The organism is Clostridium lacusfryxellense, from assembly GCF_018861735.1.
GTDB lineage: Bacteria > Bacillota > Clostridia > Clostridiales > Clostridiaceae > Clostridium_AD > Clostridium_AD lacusfryxellense.
The window spans coordinates 1-16,528 of the sequence record NZ_JAHLEB010000078.1 but is presented as its reverse complement, the minus strand read 5'-3'; the positions used below and the strand labels follow the sequence as shown (position 1 = coordinate 16,528).

General features: G+C 31.0%; 15 protein-coding genes. 1 reads left to right on the top strand and 14 read right to left on the bottom strand.

Annotated elements, in window-relative coordinates; all coding sequences use genetic code 11:
- Positions 1-130 precede the first annotated feature (130 nt).
- The 11 genes from KPL55_RS23920 to KPL55_RS23870 all read right to left on the bottom strand — a co-directional run bounded on the left by KPL55_RS23920 (position 131) and on the right by KPL55_RS23870 (position 11,506).
- The gene (locus tag KPL55_RS23920; protein WP_216309274.1) at positions 131-1,435 is read right to left on the bottom strand and encodes an ABC transporter substrate-binding protein; all 1,305 of its coding nucleotides are present in this window, start codon (positions 1,433-1,435) and stop codon (positions 131-133) included.
- 231 nt (positions 1,436-1,666) lie between these two features.
- Positions 1,667-2,674: a LacI family DNA-binding transcriptional regulator gene (locus tag KPL55_RS23915; protein ID WP_216309273.1), complete on the bottom strand. Its 1,008-nt coding sequence runs from the start codon at positions 2,672-2,674 to the stop codon at positions 1,667-1,669.
- Positions 2,675-3,040: 366 nt separating this feature from the next.
- Positions 3,041-3,730, bottom strand: a complete 690-nt coding sequence (locus KPL55_RS23910) for a response regulator transcription factor (protein WP_216309272.1) — start codon at positions 3,728-3,730, stop codon at positions 3,041-3,043.
- Positions 3,731-3,734: 4 nt separating this feature from the next.
- Positions 3,735-5,234 carry a HAMP domain-containing sensor histidine kinase gene (locus KPL55_RS23905; RefSeq protein WP_216309271.1) on the bottom strand — a complete coding sequence of 500 codons (1,500 nt, stop codon included), beginning with the start codon at positions 5,232-5,234 and terminating at the stop codon, positions 3,735-3,737.
- 98 nt (positions 5,235-5,332) lie between these two features.
- Positions 5,333-6,562: an ABC transporter permease gene (locus KPL55_RS23900; protein WP_216309270.1), complete on the bottom strand. Its 1,230-nt coding sequence runs from the start codon at positions 6,560-6,562 to the stop codon at positions 5,333-5,335.
- A gap of 33 nt (positions 6,563-6,595) precedes the next feature.
- A complete protein-coding gene (locus KPL55_RS23895; protein ID WP_216309269.1) occupies positions 6,596-7,288 on the bottom strand; it encodes an ABC transporter ATP-binding protein in 693 nt (230 codons plus the stop codon).
- A complete protein-coding gene (locus KPL55_RS23890; protein ID WP_216309268.1) occupies positions 7,288-8,409 on the bottom strand; it encodes an efflux RND transporter periplasmic adaptor subunit in 1,122 nt (373 codons plus the stop codon). Before KPL55_RS23890 ends, KPL55_RS23895 begins: the two co-directional genes overlap by 1 nt.
- A gap of 271 nt (positions 8,410-8,680) precedes the next feature.
- The gene (locus KPL55_RS23885; RefSeq protein ID WP_216309267.1) at positions 8,681-9,652 is read right to left on the bottom strand and encodes a Gfo/Idh/MocA family protein; all 972 of its coding nucleotides are present in this window, start codon (positions 9,650-9,652) and stop codon (positions 8,681-8,683) included.
- Positions 9,653-9,698: 46 nt separating this feature from the next.
- Positions 9,699-9,959: a hypothetical protein gene (locus tag KPL55_RS23880; RefSeq protein WP_216309266.1), complete on the bottom strand. Its 261-nt coding sequence runs from the start codon at positions 9,957-9,959 to the stop codon at positions 9,699-9,701.
- A 29-nt stretch (positions 9,960-9,988) separates the two neighbouring features.
- Positions 9,989-10,261: an IolE/MocC family protein gene (locus KPL55_RS23875; RefSeq protein WP_216309265.1), complete on the bottom strand. Its 273-nt coding sequence runs from the start codon at positions 10,259-10,261 to the stop codon at positions 9,989-9,991.
- 153 nt (positions 10,262-10,414) lie between these two features.
- Positions 10,415-11,506 (bottom strand): Gfo/Idh/MocA family protein, encoded by a 1,092-nt coding sequence (locus KPL55_RS23870; RefSeq protein ID WP_216309264.1) that lies wholly within the window; start codon positions 11,504-11,506, stop codon positions 10,415-10,417.
- Between the two features lie 131 nt (positions 11,507-11,637).
- Here KPL55_RS23870 and KPL55_RS23865 point away from each other — a divergent pair, with 131 nt between their 5' ends.
- Positions 11,638-12,534: an AraC family transcriptional regulator gene (locus KPL55_RS23865; protein WP_216309263.1), complete on the top strand. Its 897-nt coding sequence runs from the start codon at positions 11,638-11,640 to the stop codon at positions 12,532-12,534.
- 70 nt (positions 12,535-12,604) lie between these two features.
- Here the strand turns inward: KPL55_RS23865 and KPL55_RS23860 are convergent, their stop codons facing one another.
- From KPL55_RS23860 to KPL55_RS23850, 3 genes are all read right to left on the bottom strand, one after another.
- Positions 12,605-13,147, bottom strand: coding sequence for a GNAT family N-acetyltransferase (locus KPL55_RS23860; protein WP_216309262.1), 543 nt, complete (start codon positions 13,145-13,147; stop codon positions 12,605-12,607).
- Positions 13,148-13,177: 30 nt separating this feature from the next.
- The gene (locus tag KPL55_RS23855) at positions 13,178-14,077 is read right to left on the bottom strand and encodes a DUF2156 domain-containing protein (RefSeq protein WP_246599807.1); all 900 of its coding nucleotides are present in this window, start codon (positions 14,075-14,077) and stop codon (positions 13,178-13,180) included.
- A gap of 138 nt (positions 14,078-14,215) precedes the next feature.
- Positions 14,216-16,447, bottom strand: a complete 2,232-nt coding sequence (locus KPL55_RS23850) for an ATP-binding protein (protein ID WP_216309261.1) — start codon at positions 16,445-16,447, stop codon at positions 14,216-14,218.
- Positions 16,448-16,528 lie beyond the last annotated feature (81 nt).

Sequence of the window (16,528 nt, the reverse complement as noted above, 5' to 3'; positions counted from 1 at the left end):
AATTTTCTGGAATTTGTTTAAAAAATTATATAAAAAAAACAGGGTATGCATTTTTAAACATACTCTGTTTTAAAACTATTGGTTTAATTTCTTAACTTAATGACATTGGGGGCAAACCCCCCTTATTTATTTAATAGTTAAGTTCTTTTTTTGATTTTTCCCATTTAGTATTAAGATCGTTAAGAGTTTTATCAAATTCAGCCTTACTCTTTTTAGCTGCTATAGCAACATTTTGAACATAAATACCACCATAGAAATCTATTGCTGCTTTATTTGCAATTTTATCTTTTTTATCACTTTCATCACCATTTGGCCCTGGAACTGTGTATAAAAGCTTTGTTGATGAAGTGAACTCTTTTATAATTGTATTAGTAGACTCTTTATCCTTTTGAATTGGAATAAATCCATTATCATTAGCATATGCGGAATTTACAAACGCAAATAAGAAATCTTGTGCTTCTTGTTTATTTTCACTTGCCTTACTAACTGCTAAACGCCAATCTGGTGAAGTAATTGCAGTAAGTTTTCCAGAATCATCAACTGGTATTGCTGCAAATCCAATGTCATCTTTATTGGTAGCACCTAATTGCATTTGTGGTATTGCCCAAGTTCCTAAAGCCATCATAGCAATTTTACCTTGTCCAAGATCAGTTTTAGACTGTTCCCAGTTTGTAGTAGTAAGATCAGGCTCTACCCATCCGCTGCTTACAAATTTGTAAAGAACACTAAGCGCTTTACCATTTGGCTTGTCTGCTGAGAAAGGAGCAGTCTCTTTGTATATGCTATTGTAATAACTGCCATCTCCTGCTTCTATAATTGCCATACTATCCCATTCTTGTAAAGGCCATTTATCTTTAAAATTAGTAGCAAGTGGAACAATTCCAGCTGCCTTTAACTTTGCAGATGCTTCATATAATCCAGTTAAAGTTGTTGGAAATTTATCTATACCAGCCTTCTTAAATGCTGCTTTATTATAAACTATTCCACTAGCACCCATTCCATAACTTAATCCATATGTAGTAAAAGTGCCGTCTGTATTTTTAATTGCTTTATCATCGGTATAATTATAACCCTTTAATTTATCATCTGTATTTTTTCCTAGAGGTTCAAAAAATTGTGGAAGATCTGCATTTGCAATCCCATTTGGTATTAAAAGTACATCACCATAGTTTTTTGAATTAAGCCTTACTTTTACATCTCCATCATAATCGGTAATACCTTCCCATTTAATAGTTACTCCCGTTTTTGTTTTATAATTTTCACCAAATTTTTTCAAATCCGTACTTACAATATCTGTTCTATTATTTAATACGGTCAATGTTACATCCTTTTTAGCATCTTTTGTACCATCAGTTGAACTTGTTGCCTTGCCGCACCCAACTAATACAGAAGCTGTCATTGTTGCAAGCAAAACTAAACTAGTTATTTTTTTCATATTTATACCCCCTAAGTATATTTTGTAACGTTATTGTTGCGTTACAATTATATTTTAAGTCAACGTTTACACAATGTCAATACAAATTTTATAGACAATAACTTTATATTATTATCACTATTCCCTTTGATATAAGCCTTTAGCTAGCTTCATCATAATTATAGTGTAACTTTACAATAAAATATTTTTATAAAATGATAGCCCAAATTCTTTAATTTGAGCTAATAAATCCTATTTATTCATTTTTGTAGAATCTCTCATAACTAATTTACCTTTAATCATCACTCTTCCATATTGAGTTTTAACATCATTAATCTTTTTTGATATCATTTTTATAGCAACCCTTGCCATCTCATCCAAATCAACTCTTACAGTTGATATCTTTGGACTTGATTGCAAAGCATGTATTGAATCATCAAATCCTACCACAGAATAATCCTCTGGTACCTTATAACCTACACTTTTAAGCTTTTCTATAAGTATCAATGCAGTTTTATCACAGTTACATACAAATGCCGTTGGCATCTCCTCTGGAAGCGAAATATCAAGCCAAACATTATCGTCAGTTCTATCATTAACAATCCAACTGTTCTTAAAAGGTAATTTGTATTCTAGAATAGACTTATAATAACCTAAAAACCTATCTTGAATACTACTAGTTAAATTCAAATTCCCAACAAAAGCTATTTTCTCATGGCCTTTTTCAATAAGATCATTTGTAATTTCATATGTCCCAAAAAAATTATCTGTGTTAACACTATCTACGTCAACTTTATCATAATAAAAATCTAAAAGAACTAACGGAATATCAAGTTTTACTATCTTTTTAACATATTCCTTTGAAAGTTGTCCAAGTACAAGTACCCCATCAACCTTTCTATCTTCAAGCATTGTAGGAATCATAAGATCTTTTTCATTATTAAAATCTAATATATTAAACATACAAGTAAAATGTGACTTTTCCAAATAATTAGAAAGGAGTCTATATAAATCTATGTAAAAATAATCTTCTTGCCCAAAATATCGTTCTGCTGAAATAATTCCTATACACCTAGTAACGTCATTTATTTCTGACTTTCCACCTGCGTTAAATATATATCCCGTTTCAGCGGCTGCCCTCTTTATTCTTTCTTTCATCTGCTCACTAATATCCATATTGCCTCTTAACGCTTTAGATACAGTAACCTTTGAAACTCCAACTTTATTCGCAACATCTTGCATTGTAACTTTTTTAGCCATAACATCTTTGCTCCTTATACAATAGGTTTTCACCTAGTAAATAGTTTTAAACATCTGAAATTTTATATAACTTACTAATACTATTATATTCTGTTTTAACTTAACTAATCAAGACATTTTTAAATTATTACTTTACAAACCAATTAAAATATTTATAAATTACATAATGTATGTCATTTCGCGTGTTGCTTTACTTAATATTTCTTTTTATCATATCTTTTTTGTAAAAATTTTATGAATTATTAAAAATATATTTGATTATATTTAGTTAAGGGGAATTATATAGAAAAAAAAAGTTCATCACAATTTTAAAGTGAGAACTTTCCATTACCCGAAATATAAATTATAATGTTTAATATACTTTCATTAAAGTTCGAATCTATATCCAACTCCCCATATTGTTTCAATATATTTAGGGTTTGATGGGTCAACTTCAATTTTTTCTCTCAATTTTCTAATATGTACTGTAACAGTACCAACATCTCCAAATGAGTCGACTCCCCATACTTTATTAAAAATATTATCCTTTGAAAACACCTTATTTGGATTTATAGCTAAAATCTTTAAAATATCAAACTCTTTTGCAGTCAGAATCACTTCGCTACCATTAACACATACACGCCTAGAAGCACAGTCAATACTGAGCCCTCTTATCCCAATTATTTCATTTTTGTTTTTATTTTCTCCGATAAGCCTTTCATATCTCGATATATGAGCTTTTACCCTTGCAACAAGTTCTCCCGGACTGAATGGTTTTGTTACATAATCATCAGCCCCTAGTCCCAGCCCTCTAATCTTATCGATGTCTTCTTTTTTGGCAGAGACCATTAGTATAGGAACATTTTTCACGTTTCTTATTTGCCTACAGATTTCAAAGCCATCAAATTTAGGGAGCATAACGTCTAGTATAATGAGGTTGTAGTTGTTATTAAGTGCTGCTTTAAGTCCCATTTCTCCATCTACCTCAATATCAACAGAAAAATCATTTATCTCAAGGTAATCCCTTTCAAGTTCTGCAATACTGAGTTCATCTTCTATTATCAACACTTTTTTCATTTTATCATCTACCTTCCATGCTACATTTCTTAATTATAAAGTATATACTAGTACCGAGTCCAACGGTACTCTCTGACCATATTTTACCACCATGTCCTTCGATTATCTTTTTTGCAATTGCAAGTCCAAGTCCACTTCCGCCAGTCTTAGAATTTCTTGAAGGGTCTGCTCTATAAAATCTATCAAATATAAATGGAAGAGCTTCTTGTGATATTCCTCGCCCATTGTCTTTAATCTCAAATTGCACGAAATCTTCTAATCCTTTTAATGTTATTTGTATTTGACCATTTTCTTTATCCATGTATTTTACTGAGTTATCAACAATGTTTACTATTACTCTTTTTAGCTTTTCACGATCAGCTAGTATTGATATTTTGTCTTGAATCTCATCAATTAATTGTAAGTCTATATTGCTCTTTTCTAGGTCAAACTTGAGCTCTTCCACGCTGTCGCTTAAGTAATTTTTTATGTCAACTCTTTCAAAACCGAAAGGGAGTTCATTTGAATCAAGTTTTGAGAATAGGAACAATTCCTCTATTAATTTATCAATATCGTTTGTTTTCTTATGGATAATATTAATATATTTTTCCATTTTCTCAGGCGTATCTGCTACACCATCTTTAATTCCCTCAACGTATCCTTTAATTGCAGTTACTGGAGTTTTTAGGTCATGTGAAATATTTGATATGAGCTCTTTTCTATTATTTTCATAGTTAAGCTGTATTTCAACTGATTCCTTAAGTCTACACCTCATATCTTCAAATTCCTTGCAGAGCTCTCCAATTTCATCATTAGAATTTGACTTAACTTCAAAATCAAGGTAACCTTCTTTAATTTTAGTAGAAGCATCTTTTAATGCAACTAAAGGCTTAACAATTTTTTTTAAAATCCAATGTGTAAGTAACGCATTTATTAGAATCATTATTATAATAACAATAACAATATATAGTAATCCAAACGTCTTTGTAATTGAGAGCATTGCTCCAGCATCAGTCATTATAAAAATACTGCCTGGGCTTTTATCTTTAAAATAAAAATCGTGTTGCTTAGAAATCAAAAGACTATTTAAGATGAGGTTAGGATGCATTCTTTTTTCCTCCAAAGATCCGAATTTCGGAAGGTTTTTTTCAATTTCAGTTTTATTAATGAAATTAGTGGAATAGGTTATTACTCCATTCTTTCTTATTACTATTCCACTGTGTGTAAGTTTCAATTTGTTATCAAGTTTTGATAAATAATTAGTATCTTCAAGTATATTGAGTTTTACTTCTATATCTTTTTCTATGTCCATAAGTATTAGTGAATTCTTATCAAACAAGTCTTTTAGAGGGTTGCTTTTAAATACATTACTTTGAAAAGTGGGACCATTGTATTTTATGTCATACGCCTTATTAATGCTTTTAACATAAAAACTAGCAACCGCTGGCAGTAAAAATAAAGACAAAATAATTGGGACTATAAGCATTGCCATATAGGAAACTATAAGCCTAAACTTTATGGACATAAAAATTCCTCCTAAATTCTATTCATATCTTAGTGCTCTTATTCATATCTTAGTGCCTTTATTCATATCTTAGTGCCTTTATTCATATCTTAGTGCCTCTATTCATATCTTAGTGCATCTATTGGATTTAATCTTGCAGCTTTCCTTGCAGGATAAATTCCGAAGAATATTCCAACTGCTGACGAGAAAAATATTACTTCTACAACAACAAGTATTGAAACACTAGGAATAATATTAGCAAAAGATCCTATTATTTGTGCTGATACTATACCAAGTATCAAACCTATAAGACCACCTATAAGCGATAATATAACAGATTCAGTTAAAAATTGCAATAATATTGCATTGGTGGTAGCACCAATTGCTTTTCTAATACCGATTTCTTTTGTTCGCTCTGTTACGGAAACTAACATTATATTCATAACTCCAATGCCTCCAACTAAAAGGGATATAGCTGCAACAGCACTAAGAAATGTCGTGAAAATTCCTAATACTTGATTAATTGAGTCAAGCATGCTCGCTGAGTTAGTAGCTTTATAAAGATCCGAAGTTTTATTTGCATGTTTCGCCTGAACAATTTTCAAGGCATCATTTCCCGTTTGCACTGAAGTTTCTTGTGATGACGATGTTATACTAAGCGTTGTAATGTTAAAGTCTATTGGATATAGTGTTTTCAGAAATGTAACTGGCACTGTTACAAGTGTTGGTGTACTATCCCCATTTCTGCTTGGTGGACCACCCTCGCCACTAAACATGCTGCTTGCTTTCGATACTCCAACAACTGTGGCACTTTTACTAGAAGCAACAGGTCCTATTTTAAAAGATTTACCTACAGCATCATCTGTTCCAAATAGCGCTTTTGCTGAAGTTTGGTCAATTACTGCAACAGCTTTACCTTCTTCAACTTCTCTATCATTTAAAAACCTTCCATAAACAATTTCTACATTACTTATCAATGAATAATCTGTATTAACGCCGGTTACATTTGCTGTATTTGTTTTTGTATCAGTTCTTGCAGTTCCCTTTTGGACTACAGTTGCAGAAACATACTTAGCCGTAGCTACTTTGTTTTTGATTTGTTTTACATCCTCAAGCGTAAAATAATCACTTATCTGTTCTACTTTTGATGAATCTACATTCAAATTAACTGTATTTGATCCCATTTTAGCAAATTGATCTGCAATGTAACTTTTCCCACCATTACCAAGAGATACAATAGTAATTACTGAACTTATACCTATTATTATTCCTAGCATTGTGAGAAACGATCTCATTTTATTTGATAGAATACTAGAAATAGCCATTTTGAAACTCTCGAAAATGTTCATAACCGCCCTCCATTTCTTTTTTTAATATTATACCTATAATATTGTTCTGTCCTTAACCTCGTAATCATCCACTATGTCTCCATCAAGGAATCTTACAACTCGTTTTGCACATTTAGCTATATCGTCTTCATGTGTAACCATTACTATAGTTGCACCTTCAGCATTTAATTTTTGAAATATCTTCATTATTTCAATTGATGATTTTGTATCTAAGTTACCTGTTGGTTCGTCTGCCATAATAACTGCAGGGCTATTAACCATTGACCTTGCAATTGCAACTCTTTGCTTTTGACCACCAGATATCTCATTTGGCTTATGTTTTACTCTATCACTAAGACCGACCTTTTCAAGTGCTAAAAGAGCTTTCGATCTTCTTTCTTTTGCTGGCACTCCTGCGTAAAGCATTGGTAATTCTACATTTTCAAGAACAGATATCCTTGGGAGTAGATTAAATGCTTGAAAAACAAACCCTATCTCTTTATTTCTTATTATAGAAAGTTGATTATCGTAAAGATTTGAAACATCCTGGCCGTTTAAAAAATATGTTCCGCTATCCATTTTGTCCAAACATCCTAAAATATTCATAAAGGTTGATTTCCCCGAACCCGAAGGTCCCATTATTGCAGTGAATTCACCTTTTTTAATTTTGAGACTCACTGTTTTGAGTGCTGTAAAATCAATATCTCCGGTTACATATCTCTTTAATATATCCTTTACTTCTATCATTATTTTCCTCCTACTGTAGCGGCATCCTTAACCATTACACCATTTGTAACAGAGCTACCAGGATTTAATATTACACTCTCTCCAACTTTTACTCCGCTTGCAATTTGAACATCACTATCTGATTGTACTCCTAGTTTCACTGCCTTTTTAACTGCTGTGCCATCTTGGATAACAAACAAATAAGTTGATCCATCTTTATTAGTTAATATTGCTTCTGCAGGAACATTTACAACATCGAGTGCCTCTTTAAGTAATATATCAACATCTGAATCAAAGTTTACTTTTAACTGCGGAGCTGATTCTAGTACATCTAGTTCTACAGTTAGCGTGGTATCTCCCCCTGTAGCTGAAGTATTCACAGTTGCAGTTGGGTATATTTTAGAAACCTTACCTTTATAAATACTACCGTTACTCATAATTGTTGATGCTTGTCCAATAGCTACTTTAGCTGCATCATATTTTCCAACTTTTACAACAGCCTTTAAACTTGATATGTCCTGCACGATTATAGCCATTTCTTGGCTGCCAGTTTGTCCACTTACAACATTTACTTCTGTTACTACTCCATCAATACCTGACGAGATGTATGAGTTTTGTGATAACTTGTCTTTTGCAGCATCAAGAGTTGCTTTTGCTGATGCAACAGCATTATTAAGTTGCTTTACTTTCTCGCTAGATAATTCACTTGCCTCTGCAGCACTAATTATTCCAGCATTTGCAGGAATATCTTCTGTATCTGCTATAGTGTCTTTCGCATCATTATTTTTATTTATTGCATCGTTTTTCTGCGATATAGCATTGTTATAATTTATTTTAGCCGAAGTTACCTGATTATTTAAATCTGTTGTATCATAAGTTAAAAGAGTTTTACCTTTTTTAACTTCATCTCCAACGCTAACATTTACACTTGAAATTTTCGTTGCTTGCGATGCTGAGTAATCTTTTTCATTTTTGGATTTTATTGTAGCTGTGGTAGATAAATACATCTTTACATCACCCATTGTAACCTTTGATGTTTTTACGCTTATGACCTGTGTTTTATTTTTTGCAGTTAATCTAATTCCACCAATAATACCTATACAAGCTACTATCGCAACGCCAATAATAAATTTCTTTTTCATGATAACCTCCTATTTATTTGTTATTATTAATTGTTATCTCATAATTTATATTTTACACAACTTGTATTAAATCTTTCTTATGTAAATATTAAAAATATATTATGTAATTATTAAGTTTTTATTAAATAGTCTTATTTGATCATTATTAAATAGAACTTTAGTGGCTAGTTAATAAAAGCTTAGGGCTAGTATAAATACTAGCCCTAAGCTTTTATTAACGTTAAATATTATTTTTTATAATATAACTATTTTTAGCTCATAAAGGATTCCTTTAATATTTTATTATAACTTTTTGACCAGTTTCTTGAGATTCATATACTCCTCGAAGTAGCCTTGTTAAAGATATTGCTTCATCAATGCCTAAATCTATTTTTTTATTTTCTGTAATCCCTTCAATCCATTGAACTATTGGACTTGGAAGTGGAAGAGGTAATTTTTCCTGTACAACCCATTTTCCATCAGTATCTCCATTTGCATAACTAACACCATCTTTTACAATTAATGAGCCCGTGGTTCCACTAATTTCGAGAGTTATTGGTGTATAAACTGAAACGAAACTCGTTTCTGCTACGCCAATAGCACCATTTTGAAACTCTATTACAGCTACTGCATTGTCTTCAACTTCTCTCTTAGTTACTTTTGTTAAAGTAGCAACAACATTTTTTGCTTTGCCCAAAATCCATTCTAATAAATATACTGGATGAGCTCCTAAATCAATCATTGCTCCTCCACCACAATTTTCTTTATTATAAAAGCTCTCTGGCAACCAATTTGCGATGCTTCCATTATGTACATCACGTACTCTAGCATAAGTTATATCTCCTAATGCTCCACTATCAACCAACTGCTTTGCAAAAATCATTTCCGCACTACATCTATAAACGAAAGAAATAGAAAATTTAACATTATTTCTTCGAATAGCATCTTTTATCTTTATACAATCATCAACTGTCAATGCAAGAACTTTTTCTGTGAAAATGTGTTTTTTAGCATACGCCGCTTTAATAATTAAATCCGTATGCATCACAGTTGGAGAATTAATAACAACAGCTTCAATGGAATCATCTTTCAAAAGCGTCTCATAATCATCAATAAATTTACAATTTAATTCCTTTGACCATTTAATACCTGCTTCTTTATTTTCATCCCACACCGCCACAATTTCACATTGTGGTAGCTGCATAATTTGTTTTGCATAATCTTTAGCATGCACATGCCAAGAACTTATCATTGCAATTTTCATATATTTCACCTCACTTTTTTTATTATTACTTTATTATTAGATTCTTTTATATTTCAACATTTACAGCAGATGATGTTTCACTAGAAACGAAAGCTGCCTCCATTACTTGTATAGCGCGTTTTGCTTGCATCGGTGTTATTTTAAGCGGTGCTTTTCCTTCTATAGCGTCAATTAGTCCATCATATACAACTGTTAAATTATCCACGACATCCATAGGTTCTGATAGAATTATTTCTTCTGTAGAGTTTGCATTTCTAGGTGCCATAGTTTTAGTAGGCCCCGCTTTGGTATAAACAATTTCATCCACCCAAACACATTCTTTATCTATACATCTTACTACTGTCCATTATTCATCTTAAATTCAAAATCATGGTTATGGTAAGCAAATATTAGCCCTGCTTTTGCACTTTGTTCACCTATCTTATTAAATATTTCTGCATGCCTAAGCGCACTTTCTATTGTGTTTATCTCTGCACTTGGACACACTATATATTTCGCTCCTAAAGTATTAAGATACTCAAGCTCAGATTCTAAGTTTTCTTTAAGGCTATCTATTCCAACATGTGCTGACATAGCAGTCAAATTAAGTTCCTTAAGTTTTCTATTCATATCTTTTGCTAAAATATCTTTGTATCCTGCAAATTCAACCCCTGTATATCATATTTTAGCCATTTGTTCAAGCGTTCCAAAAAAATCTTTGCTTGTATAATCTTGAACAGACCATAGCTGTGCTGACAATTTATTTAACATGTACTCATCCTCCTAGTTGTTAAAATATATAGCTTTACCTGTATTTGCAGATTCATATATTGCCTCAAGAATTTTAGAAACGATATAAGCTTCATACGGTTTAACTACAACCTCAGTATCATTGACTATAGAATCAATCCAGCGTTTAGCTTCAAGTATCGGAGGTGTTTCAGCTACTCCGTCATAAAAAGCAACCCCACCAGCACTCAGATCAGGCTTAATCTCAATGAGTTTTCCAAACTCATCTTTATTTATGCTAAGACCTTTTTTAATTTGTGCTCCTGCCTTTGATCCACAAAGAACAGTACTTCCCTCCTCTATAGGCTCTATGGTATTAAGTGCCCAACTTGATTCAAGTATAATCGTAGCTCCATTTTCCATTACAATAAACCCAAAGGCAGAATCTTCTACTGTATTTTCTTTTACATCCCATGGTCCCCAAGGATTACCACAATTAGGATCTAGTAATTTTTTGTATTTTGTACCAACTACCATTTTAGGTTTGTAATTATTCATAAGCCAAAGCGTAAGATCAAGTGAATGAGTACCAATATCTATAAGAGGACCACCGCCTTGTTCTTCTTCTTTTAAAAATACTCCCCAAGTAGGTGTACCACGTCGCCTAACTGCAAGTGCCTTGGCAAAATATATTTCTCCTAAATCTCCACGTTCAATAGCTTTTTTTAGATAGATACTTTCTTCTTTATGTCTGTGTTGATATCCTATTGTTAATTTCTTACCAGTTTCTTTAGATACATTAACCATTTCTAATGCATCGGCTGCTGTTTTTGCCATTGGCTTTTCACACATAACATGTTTACCTGCTTTCATAGAAGCAATTGATAATTCTGCATGTGATTTATTAGGAGTAAGTACATGAATAACATCGATAGTTTTATCTTGTAATAATTCATTATAATCAGTATAAACCTTAGCATCCAGGCTACCATATTCTTCCGCTGCCACTTGTGCTTTTTCTATTACTAAATCACAAAATGCAACCATCTCTACATTCGATAACGTTTTCAATGATGGCATATGTTTTCCGTTTGCAATACCACCACAACCTATGATCCCTATTCTTAATTTTTTTTCGTTTTCCATAACATTTCCCTCCTATAATTCATCAATATATTGTTTTGTATATTACCAAATTAACACAATTACATATTATATGATATAATAAAATTGTGAGAAAAGTATCAAATATTTGTCATTGAGAAAGAGGTGTTTTTATGGAAACATTTTATGAGGAGCACACTGATTTAAATGAAGGCATACTATATCCATTTGATTGCCACATTCAAAAAGGTTTAGGAAAAGTCACACTAGCCAATGCTCATTGGCATTATTATATAGAGCTACTCTATTGCGTATCAGGAAAAGCTCAAGTCTTTATCTCAGGGGATAATTATGATTTTAATGTAGGTGATATGGTTTTAATAAATTCCAGGGAAGTTCATTCAGTCTATGGCATTACCGAGGATGTTGTTGAATATATAGTGATAAAATTTGATCCTAATATTTTATATTCTACCTCTATAACTGTATTTGAATCCAAATATGTATTTCCGTTTACTTCATCTAAATCAACCCATCAAAAAATTTTTACTAACAATGAAATAAAAGATACTTCTATACCTAAGCTTATTCATGAAATTCTTATGGAAAACACTAAAAAATCTTATGGCTACGAATTATCAATAAGAAATAATATTGGTGGTGTATTTTTAATAATACTTCGAAATTGGTACGACAAGGGTCTTGATTTAAATATTACTACTAATATTAACGATAAAGCATTAAAAAGGCTTCAAAAAATATTTGATTATGTTGATAATAATTATATGAATTCTATATCTGCAGAGTCAGTTGCCTTTAATAGTGATATGAGTTACAGTTATTTCTCAAGATTTTTTAAAGCATCTGTTGGTAAATCATTTAGTAAATATCTAAATTACGTAAGAATAACAGAGGCAGAAAAATTATTACTTTCTACTAACTTAAATATAACTGAAATTGCTTTGGAAATCGGTTTTACCTCTTCTAGTTATTTTATCCAGCAATTTGAACATTATAAAATTCTTTCTCCTAAACAGTTTAAAAAGAAATTTAATTTAAATATAAAATAAAAAAACACAGTAGAATTATATTTACTCTACTGTGTTTTTAGGTTCATTTTTTTCTGTTTGATCTTCCCTCTTAATTATCTTCCCATTCTGGCCTCAACAATCCATATAGATACATATCATACCGCTTGCCATCTCTATGAATAAACTCTCTATAGATACCTTCTCTTTTAAATCCTAATTTTTCATACAATTTTATAGCAGTTTGATTGTATTCTAAAACAGTAAGATATATTCTATGGAAATTTAATTCCTCAAATCCAAACTCTATAGTCAATTTTAGTGCTTCTTTCCCATGGCCTTGTCCCCTATGCTTTTCTTCTCCAATTCCAATATATATTAGAGCGGTTCCATTATTCCAAGATATATTTTCAAATCCTGTTACACCAATGATACCTTCATGCTCAAGTTCTTTAACAGCAAAAATATAAGCAGTGTCACATTTTTCTACATCATCAATTAGATTTTTCACATCTCCTATATTTTTAGGAGTTGCACTTATAGTATCATAATTACGCATAAAGGATACATCATTATGCCATTTTTGAATTTCTAAGATATCATCTTCATTTATAGATGTTAATTTTATTTTTTGACCAACCAAAAGATTTTTCATTCTATCTCACTTCCTTATCATTAAGTTAAATTAAGCTTTAAAACTTAAAATATACTTTTTCTCTAATTTAAATGGATGATAAGATAATTTAGATTTTCTAAGTCCTGCAATTCCTAAATCTTGTTCCCTATTAATTAACCTAACATCACTAAAGCTTCTATCAACAAAAGCCCTGTTAACAAAACTGTATACTCCACTATATGCAATGTCTGCTTTTTCTATATGAACTACTGCCAAATTATCATTTAATTTTTCCCCTAAACTAAATGCTACTATTTCATCCTCAACATATACTGCAATACCAGTTGTCTTTAGCTCATTCATATTCTTCACTACATCTTTAATTCCCTGAAGTTCTGACTGAAGAATATAATCATCTTTATTACCTTGATACCATTTTTCTGCAGCCGTAATAACATCACTTATTACTACGTCCTCTAATATGTCTTTAACTTCGTAATTATAATTCTTTATAAAGGAATTATAATGATTCTTTTTCCCATGAAGTTTCTTACCTGAGAGCTTTATAAGTTTTTCCGATTCATACAAATAATCGAAATTATCTCTATCTTCTTCTATGCTTATATCCTTATCTTCATCATACATACCCTTTATTTCTTCAATAAAGTCTTCATCTAAGTCTTTAAATAAATAGTACATATTGTTTTCTTTTTTGTAATCAATTAACATAGTTATTATTTCTTTAATATTTTCGGTTTTATATCCCAAAGGTTGCATAAAATAATATTTTCCTTCAAAATCCGTTTTCTTTATTATTAGAACACCCTTATAAATAACATAACAAATGTCACAAGCTTCTCTCCATATATACAAAGTTGTAAAAGAATATTCACAACTCAGAAATTTATACGGATATATAAATTCTTCCAATACATTTTTATCTTCAATTTTAAGCCTTTTAAAAATCATAATCTCAACCTTTCGCCTTAGGATATAACATGAATATCTCCATTTTTATAGTCATATACTATTTTAGACCGTTACCTCATTTTTTGCAAGTAGATACTTTTATGAACTTTAGTTACTAAAATGATACTTTAAATAGTCTTATTTATAAATATCTGAGAATTCAACTGATAAATTTTGTTCATAATTCGTTTCAAATACCTCTTTGTTATTAAGATTATTTTCTTCCTCTTCCCTATCTACTACTCTAGTTGGTAAAGTTATGATAAATTCACTTCCCTTTCCCACTTCACTAATCACATTAATTTCGCCTCCGTGCATTTCTACAAGAGATTTTACTAATGCTAGTCCTATCCCACTACCTTCATTATGTCTTGATGTAGATTTATCAATTTGAGCAAACCGTTCAAATATGAATTCTAACTTCCCCTTTGGAATACCAATACCTGTATCTTTAACTGATATCTTAATAAAATTTTCACGATCATAAATGTTAACTAGAATACTACCATTTTCCTCAGTAAATTTAACTGCATTAGAAAGTAAATTAAGCATTATTCTTTCAATTTTTTCTTCGTCAAATGCGATTATTTTTTCCTCTATATCAGTATCAAATATAAGGGTTATTCCATGACTTTTTATATACTCTGCTACCGATTGCGATATTTCCTCTACAACATATACTATGTCACCGTTTTTTATGTTAATGCTTATGGAATCCGACTCTATTTTAGTTGTGTCTATTATATTATTTATAAGTCTAAGTAACCTTAAAGAATTCTGATTCATTATTTTAATATAATATTTTATCTTATCCTCACCCAATGTTTTTGATCCATCAAGGGATTTTAATAGCTGTATTGTACTGCAAATAACATTTAAAGGAGTTCTAAGTTCATGTGACATATTTGCCAAAAATTCAGTTTTAACTTTATCATATGCCGTTAGTTCTTCTACTCTAGTTCTTGCCTGGGCATTTTTGTTACTAAGTGACTCAACTTGATTTTTAGCTATACCAAGTTCATGAACTAATGATAATGCTTTTTTTACTGAATGCTTTAACGTTATAAGCGTGTTTATTCTACATAACAGTTCGTGCATATTAAAAGGTTTATTTAGATAATCATTTGCTCCACACTCAAAGGCATAAACAAGTTGTTCTACGTTGTTGTCTGCTGTCATAATTAACACAGGTAGCTCAAAAGCGGACTGTTTTACCCTAATAATCTTACATACCTCATTACCTGAAATATCAGGCATCATCATATCAAGAATTACCAAATCTAAATCAGGATTTTCGTCAATTAACTTCAATGCTTCAATTCCACACGATGCTTCTAATACCTCATAATTGCCATTAGTAAGATAATTTTTTAATACTTTAAGATTCACATATTCATCATCAACTATTAAAATCTTATATTTATCTTTGCTTCCCGAATCTATAATTTTTCTTACGTTCTGCATAGAGGCGTTTACTACATTAGGTTTTATCTCTAACTGATTTGAATATTTGGCTAATATTTCTGCTGTCTCCACATTGTCTTTATTATAAAGATTTTCATTAAGGTTACTTTTTATCTCTTGCTCCGTGCATATTGGAAGGGTAAAAATAAATTCACTTCCTACACCTATAATCGAAGAGACCTTTATAGTGCCACCCTGTATTTGAATAAGTTCCTTAGTTACATAAAGGCCAACTCCAGTGCCACCATACTTTTCAAGTATTCCATCCACCTGTTCATATCTTTTAAATATTTTTTGAAGCTTTTGCGTGGGGATTCCTATCCCTGTATCCAAAACTGAAATTTCAAGAAAAGAATTTTTTATACCATATGATAATGTTATCTCACCAACGTGCGTAAATTTTATTGCATTACTTAGTAAATTATATAGTATTTGTTGTATTCTATCCTCATCACCATATACATAAGGTGTGTTTTTATCTATTTTATTTGTTAGTAGTACACTTTTATTATTTAATGATATATGACTAAATTTTATTACCATTTCTACTATATTGCTAATATTTACAGGTTTAGTATGTAACACAATTTCATTATTTTTAAGCTTAGAAAATATCATCATATCATTAACCAAGTTAGATAATCTTTTAGCACTGGAATTCACCAAAAATAAGTCTTCTCTGAGCTCTGAATCTAAATCAACATATTTATTATTTACTATCCCTTCTGTTAAACCAATAATACCGTTAAGTGGCGTTTTTAGTTCATGAGAAGTTACAGCAAGGAAATCATCTTTTAAGTCATTTAATGATTTAAGTTTAGCGCTACTTTTCTCTTCACTTGAAAGTTCATTAGCTTGCCTCCTTGCTAAAAGATAATATAGCCGATTGCACAATTCTGCAATCATTGAATTGCCTAACTTTTAAGCCGTTAGGCTTTTATATTTTCCTCCACTGTGAGAGAATAAATGTAACGACACAAAATATTA